The sequence below is a fragment of the Gilliamella sp. B3023 genome (genome assembly GCF_026536845.1).
GTDB lineage: Bacteria > Pseudomonadota > Gammaproteobacteria > Enterobacterales > Orbaceae > Gilliamella > Gilliamella apicola_E.
Window position 1 is genome coordinate 1 of record NZ_JAFNNH010000030.1, and the last position, 7427, is coordinate 7427.

At 37.6% G+C, this 7427-nt stretch carries 5 protein-coding genes and 1 riboswitch; of the genes, 1 reads left to right on the forward strand and 4 read right to left on the reverse strand.

The window, feature by feature from the left end:
* Positions 1–256 precede the first annotated feature (256 nt).
* The 3 genes from thiQ to thiB are packed head-to-tail and all read right to left on the reverse strand — an operon-like array spanning position 257 to position 3555.
* Complete coding sequence (thiQ, locus tag J3U16_RS11725) at positions 257–985, reverse strand: thiamine ABC transporter ATP-binding protein ThiQ (RefSeq protein ID WP_267343150.1); 729 nt, start codon at positions 983–985, stop codon at positions 257–259.
* Positions 963–2543 carry a thiamine/thiamine pyrophosphate ABC transporter permease gene (gene thiP, locus J3U16_RS11730; protein ID WP_267343152.1) on the reverse strand — a complete coding sequence of 527 codons (1581 nt, stop codon included), beginning with the start codon at positions 2541–2543 and terminating at the stop codon, positions 963–965. Before thiP ends, thiQ begins: the two co-directional genes overlap by 23 nt.
* 13 nt (positions 2544–2556) lie before the next feature.
* Positions 2557–3555, reverse strand: a complete 999-nt coding sequence (thiB, locus tag J3U16_RS11735; RefSeq protein ID WP_267337549.1) for a thiamine ABC transporter substrate binding subunit — start codon at positions 3553–3555, stop codon at positions 2557–2559.
* Positions 3556–3595: 40 nt separating this feature from the next.
* Positions 3596–3704: riboswitch (TPP riboswitch) on the reverse strand.
* A 516-nt stretch (positions 3705–4220) separates the two neighbouring features.
* Here thiB and argS point away from each other — a divergent pair.
* The gene (gene argS / locus J3U16_RS11740; protein WP_065734541.1) at positions 4221–5954 is read left to right on the forward strand and encodes an arginine--tRNA ligase; all 1734 of its coding nucleotides are present in this window, start codon (positions 4221–4223) and stop codon (positions 5952–5954) included.
* Between the two features lie 410 nt (positions 5955–6364).
* On the opposite strand, the gene J3U16_RS11745 is transcribed toward argS, so the two are convergent.
* The coding region (locus tag J3U16_RS11745; RefSeq protein ID WP_267343154.1) for a hypothetical protein at positions 6365–7427 on the reverse strand (1063 nt) is incomplete at its 5' end.

Here is a 7427-nt window from a genome sequence, read left to right on the forward strand (position 1 = left end):
GTATAGTGATTGGAAAAACACGATGCAACACTTTTTTTCACTCAATTACGTTAACTTTTGTAAATAGGATCTAAAAAGGATCTAACCAATATTTGATTAACTTATGTTTTAATTGAAGATATTGCAATTACAAATCTTTTAAATTATAGCGATTGATCCTCAAAAATTTTATTTTAGGGCTTTGAATTAGAAATTTAGTGATTTGGATCATTTAATAATTTTTAAATGAAATTTAACACCCCAAAAACCCCGTTCCTCAACTTTTTTTTACGGAGGATTCTAATTCTGAATAATAACTTATCCCTAACAATTTAGCTATCTCTTGATTTTCAGCTAGCTGTTTTGGTTCTGCATTAAATATGACGTTTCCATTTTCAATAACCACACAGCGGGAAAAATGGCTAAGTGACTCATCCAGATAATGCGATACCATCATTAAGGTCAGATTAAATTCACTACAAACCTGATTAACCAATGCCAACATTTCAAAGCGCAGAGCTTGGTCAAGAGCAGAAAATGGCTCATCTAATAATAATATAGGACGATGTTGTATAAGACAGCGAGCCAGTGCCACGCGTTGCCGTTGGCCACCCGATAGCTGTTCGGGATAGCGATGGTTAAAGCCTTCCAGCCCGACACGAACCAGAATATCATTAATAGTCATTTGTTCAGCGCGACTCAGTTTTAATGTCGGCTTAATGCCTAAAGCAATATTTTGTTCAACCGTTAGATGGCTAAATAAGTTATTTTGTTGAAATAGCATCGATACCGGGCGTTTACCGGGTAACGTTGTTGTGACATTTTGGTTATTTAAGATGATTTGCCCTGATTTAGGAAAGATGAACCCCGCAATCAAGCTAAGTAATGTACTTTTGCCCGCGCCACTTGGACCGACAATAACAACCCGCTCTTTAGCAGCAATATTTAGCATAAAGTGCATGTTGAAGTTGTCATATTGATATTCAATTTTTTGAAGTTCGATCATAATCCATCACAACCAATAAACTAAAGGATAAAAGTAATAATATCGCGGCTGTCACGATACTTTCTTGATAATGATAATGCGATATCTGTTGATATAAATAATAAGGTAACGTGGTCACCGACTGCCCGCCAAACAGAGCTATTACCCCAAAATCGCCCAATGACAATATGGCAGCAAGGGCAAAACTCATCAGCATAAGACTTTTTAACCCCTTGAAATCGACCAAATAAAAATGCGTTAAACCATTGATATTAAGGGTTTGGGTTAATTGCCAATAGCGTGCCGTAATATCATACATCGGCGTAGCTAAATTTTTAAGGATGAAAGGTAACGCCATTAACCCATTACAAACCATAATTAATAAGCAGATAAAAACAGTGTTATGACTAAAACCGAATAACAATAAAAACAATCCCGATGCTAATACCATGTTTGGTATAGCTAATATCAAGGAGGCAACCATCATAAGCCGATTGCTTAATTGACGTTGTTGGTTAATCAATAGTCGGCAATTGGTCCATAGCAAAAGTAACCCAAGTAACATCGCTATCATAGCCGAACCTATAGCAATAAGGATTGAATAGAGAAAGGCTTGTTGCAACATCGATGTGAGTAATGAGATTTGGAAAAAATAGAAACCTTGAAAAAGTATAGTAATCATCGGGGACAATATAAATAATCCCCCTATTACGATAATTATCATACTAATCATTTTTAACCAATTGGTTATCGGTAATTGATAGTTGGAGTGACTAAATTTAACACTCAGCTTTCTATCATTTCTATTTATTTTCTGCATCAAGCTGATAAAAACAATACAGCAAACCAACTGCACGCAAGATAGTAATGCGGCTTGTAATAGATCAAAGTCTCGCACAGCTTGATAAATAGCCACTTCCAGCGTGGTATATTTTGGACCACCACCCAATGCAAGCACTATGGCAAAACTCGAAAAACAGAGCATAAAAATAAGTGCTGCCATAGGCAATATTTGTCTACGAAGTAACGGCCATTCAAGTAATTTAAAATAGGTAAATGTTGAAAAATTAAGTTGTGCCGCTAACTGTCTTTGTTCTATAGCAACACTGTTTAATGTTTTGTAAAAGAGCACACAAGCATAAGGAAAATTCAAAAAAACATGCGCCAACAAAATACCTTGCAAGCCATAAATAGGAAATGAAAATGGGATATGCAGTACTTGGCAAATGTAAGCCAGTAAACCTTGTTGCCCATATACCGACAACAACCCTGTCACAACCACTAAAGCGGGTAAAATGAAGGTAATTGGCATTATTTTTATCAGTAACTTTTTACCTTTAAAATCAATAAAGGAGAGCGCCTTAGCCATTAATATTGCTGATGCCAGCGAAAGTATTGTCGATAACAAAGCTTGATAAAAAGTGATCCAAACAATATGAAGCACATAACTATCAAGATAAATCGTCAAATTTCCTGACTCTAAGGCAAATCGCCAAATAGCAATAAGCGCCGAGCTTAAGATAATGAGTATTAAGCTCGCTGCACTCATTCCGGGTAATAACGATTTAAATTTCAACATTGGCGATACGGATCTATTTACTAATTGCCGATTGCCATTCTCGAATCCAAGCTTTTTGATGTTTTTCAATCTCTGCTGGCTCAAATTCTAACGATTTATTGACCGAATTAATTTGCGCAAAGGCATTAGGTAGATCCGTTTTGATAATCGGATACATCACATTTTTCTCAGCAAATTGGTGTTGGACTTCAGGTGTCAGCAAATAACGTAAAAATTGGCGCGCTAGGTCAATTTCTTGACTGTATTTAATAATTCCGGCTACTTCAACTTGACGATAGTGCCCTTCATCAAAAATAGCTGCTTCGTAGTGATGCTCGTTTTCATTAATGATATGTGCCACTGGCGATGTACTGTAACTAAGTACAAAATCCGCTTCGCCTTTTAAAAACATACCATAAGCTTCGCTCCAACCTTTGGTGACCGTCACCGTGTTTTTAGCGATTTGTTGCCACGCTTCGGCTGCTTTATCACCATAAACTTTTTTTACCCAAAATAGTAAACCGAGTCCTGGTGTACTGGTTCTTGGATCTTGGTAGATGATTTTCCAACCGGCTTTATTTTCGACCAATTCATGTAAAGAATGAGGTGGATTTTTGACTTTGTTATTATTGTAGATAAAAGCAAAATAACCAAAATCATAAGGCATAAAACTATCATCCCACCAATTGGTGTTAAGATTGTCGGGTTTAGCGATTTGATGAGGAATAAGAATATTCGCTTGTTTGGCTTGCTCTAATAGGTTGTTATCTAACCCTAAAATAACATCCGCATTCGTTTTATCGCCTTCAAGACGAATACGATTTAAAACCGACACACCATCACCTAATGTCACAACCTCAAGTTGGCAATTGCATTGGGCTTCAAACCCTTTTTTGATAGCCTCACCGGGTCCCCATTGTGACATAAAGGAATTATAGCTATAAACCGTCAAAGTAGGCAGTTCTGCATTGGCTAATGGGTTAAAAAGTGAAAATAGAAAAATAACAGGTAGTAAAAAGTTTTTACAAAACATTTTGCCTCCAAAGAAATAGGTAAAAGACAAAAGGTTTGAGCAGATATAATAACTCAAATCCCTCCGCTGGCATTATCCAGTTCAGGTTCGACGAGTTATGTCAGTCAATCTGACACTCTCAGCCCACTAGGGCACCCCGTTGAGAACGACATTAGTTTAGAGGGTGAAGGTATAATTGTAAATAGTTACCTTCAACGGTTGCCTGCAAACTTATCTATGATTTTGGAAGAGAGTAACTGCGCTTGATCAAACTGATAGCTTTATAAAATTTCGGCTTAGCCCCATTTGTAATCGGAAAATCGATTTCTTGCTTATTTAAGGGGGGAGTGAGTTTTGCATATTCATCCAAAAAGATATTTTCACCATAATTATCATACTATTTTGTCAATTGTGAATCTGAGTTGTTGCAGATGGCCTTGAGCAAACACCAACGTTGAAAAGAGCAAAAGGATATTGATAATCAGGTAGTTAAATAAATTTCGGCACCTGTTTTCTCTTTATTTTTTTATCTATTTTATAATTAAGTTAATAAATTACATCTAAATAAAAAAATTTTGTTTATAAAAGAATCAGCTATTTACTTGTCCTTAACTAATCCCACAGTGACAATTTATCAATTTATCAGTATTATATTGGGCATTTTATTTTAATCGATTAGGTTCAGTGTGAATATTCAACAACTATTAACACAACGTGTTTCTCAAGCAATGATTATGGCGGGTGCTGATAAAAACTGCGACGCTTTAATCAAGCAATCAGCTAAAGCCCAATTTGGTGATTACCAAGCAAATGGTATCATGTCTACCGCTAAAAAATTGGGAATGCCACCACGAGCATTAGCTGAAAAAGTTTTACAACATCTTGATATTGATGATATTGCCGATAAAATCGAGATCGCCGGTCCTGGTTTTATTAATATCTTTTTAAAAGATAGTTGGATTGCTGAACAAAACGAAGTCGCGCTAAATAGTGATAAACTGAATATTACTTTACCAGCCAAACCACAAACTATTGTGGTTGATTACTCTGCACCAAACGTAGCAAAAGAGATGCACGTCGGCCATTTACGCTCAACTATTATTGGTGATGCTAGTGTCCGAGTATTAAGCTTTCTTGGTCATAATGTTATCCGAGCCAACCATGTTGGAGATTGGGGAACCCAATTTGGGATGTTAATCGCCTATCTTGAAAAAATGGAAAACGAACATGCCAATGACATGGAACTTTCAGATTTAGAATCGTTCTATCGCGCAGCAAAAAAACATTACGACGAAGACGAAGCCTTTGCCGAAAAAGCCCGTAATTATGTCGTAAAACTTCAAGGTGGTGACCAATATTGTCGTGAAATGTGGCGAAAACTGGTGGATATCACCATGACACAAAACATTGCCACATATAAACGCCTTAATGTCACCTTATCGGTTGAAGATACAATGGGCGAAAGCATCTATAACAGTATGCTACCAGGCATTGTTGCCGATCTAAAACAGAAAAAATTAGCGGTTGAAAGTGACGGTGCCATCGTCGTATTTCTAGATGAATATAAAAATAAAGAAGGCGAACCAATGGGCGTTATTATCCAAAAACGTGATGGTGGCTATCTTTATGCAACAACCGACATTGCCTGTGTAAAATATCGTTACGAAACACTTCATGCTGAACGTATTTTATATTATACCGATTCACGTCAACACCAACATCTAGAACAAGTTTGGGATATCGTACATAAAGCGAAATATGTACCAGAATCCTTAAAACTTGAACACCACATGTTTGGAATGATGTTAGGTAAAGACGGCAAGCCGTTTAAGACTCGCTCAGGTGATACCGTAAAATTAAACGACCTGCTTGACGAAGCAACAGAGCGTGCAGAAGCACTCATTAAAAGTAAAAATCCCGATCTTTCTCCAACAGAACTTGCCAAAGTGATTGATGCAGTAGCGATTGGCGCAGTGAAATATGCCGACCTATCCAAAAATCGTACCACCGATTATGTTTTTGATTGGGATAACATGTTGTCATTTGAAGGCAATACTGCACCATATCTACAATATGCCTATACACGCGTACTGTCGGTGTTTAGAAAATCAAATATCAACGAAGATAGCTTAACTGGTAATATCAATTTAGGCACGGACAAAGAGCGAACATTAGCAATTCGATTAATTCAATTTGATGAAACCGTTTCAACCGTTGCTGTAGAAGGCACACCGCATGTGCTGTGCGCCTATTTGTATGATATCGCCACTCTATTTTCTAGCTTCTATGAGCACTGCCCAATTTTGGCAGCCGAAAATGAAGACTTGAAACATAGCCGTCTAAAACTGGCATCTTTAACAGCAAAAACCCTTAAAACCGGTTTAGATATGCTTGGTATTAAAACGGTTGAAAAAATGTAACAAAACCAGCCACCGATATTGTTCAATATCGGTGGTATATCACCACTTAAAAACATCTTAAAAATTTCAGTGTTTAAAATTGAGGGGAGTTTTATAAAACCAAATTCATCCCCCAAAAATCCTCAACTTTTTGATATAAAAACACAACTAAACGCCACAGCTTAAAGCTGGATTATTCATATAAAACAATATTAAAAAGTTGGATTTAGAACCTCAAAAACCCCGCTCCTCAACTTTTTTTGTGATAAAACACCTCAAAAATAAACCCGCGGGTAATTCAAACGTCGCTAAGCCACAAAATCGCTTTTTATGGCTAAACGACGTTGACTCGTAGCTTTCTTTTAATTGCTTAATACTTTTTTCCTCACCCCCAACCCCGGCCCTAAGGATTAAGGACGAAGGAATAAGAGCTAAGGATAGACGCAAAGCCCATAGTAGTTGACGTAGCTATAATTCACTGAACCGTTGATTGGACTCACGAGAAACCTGTTATCAGAACCATAATCCGGGTCACTAGTCCAGAAATAATTGTCACTAATTTCTTTTTTGAAGCTAACACTAGAGTAATCGCCCATATTTCCCCACTCAGTGAAAAAGCCAGAACCTATATGACGCATGTAATGATTACCCGGCGAGGAAGGGGTGGCGCCAGAGATAGTAGGATATGCTATACGAACCGAGTTGGTTAAATCCTTTAGGCGAGGCATTCGATAACCAATACGATTACACCAAGATAAATGATCATGATACAAGCCCGGAATAAAATCACGGTTGACGAACCACTGCTTCAATGTAAAACCATATTTAACAACTGGAGTACCATTATTGTCACGACCGACCAACTCGAATGTCTGAGGCAAAGATGGTGTAGAAATACGACCAGGATTGTTTGAACGATGCTGGGATGTGGTAGCGTAAGGACCAGTTAAAGTAACGCGTACGCTTGTAGCAGTAGAATTAGACATTGTGACTGTGATACCACCCCGAGAAACTGGAGACCAAGACAATGGCTGACTACTACCACTAATATCTAAATCAAAGTACAATCCATTAAGACCTGTAGTAGGAAAGTTTTGACCGTAATAGAGAGGGTCTGTTTTTTGAGTGAGAAACCCCCTATCAGGGTCCCACATCGAAGCTGGGCCAGCAAAATCCCAAGATGGGGTATAACTATCATCACCACGCTTACCATACATTAAATTAGGTCTGACGAAACAAACCACAGGCCCAGCTTTAGGATTGACGTAATAAGTCACATTACTAGCACTGAAAGTACTACGATTAGGAAATCCGTAACGAGTAGATAATGTGCCGTTAGTACTAGATAACGTAACCTTGTAAGGAGAATTACAAGTCGTTAACACTGAATTACGTGATACCGTTTGACCGTTTTTATCGACGATAGATAAACTTAAAGAACCTGTAGCACTAACGCCAGAATCTCCATCATCATCACCCCAATAATTATTAGGA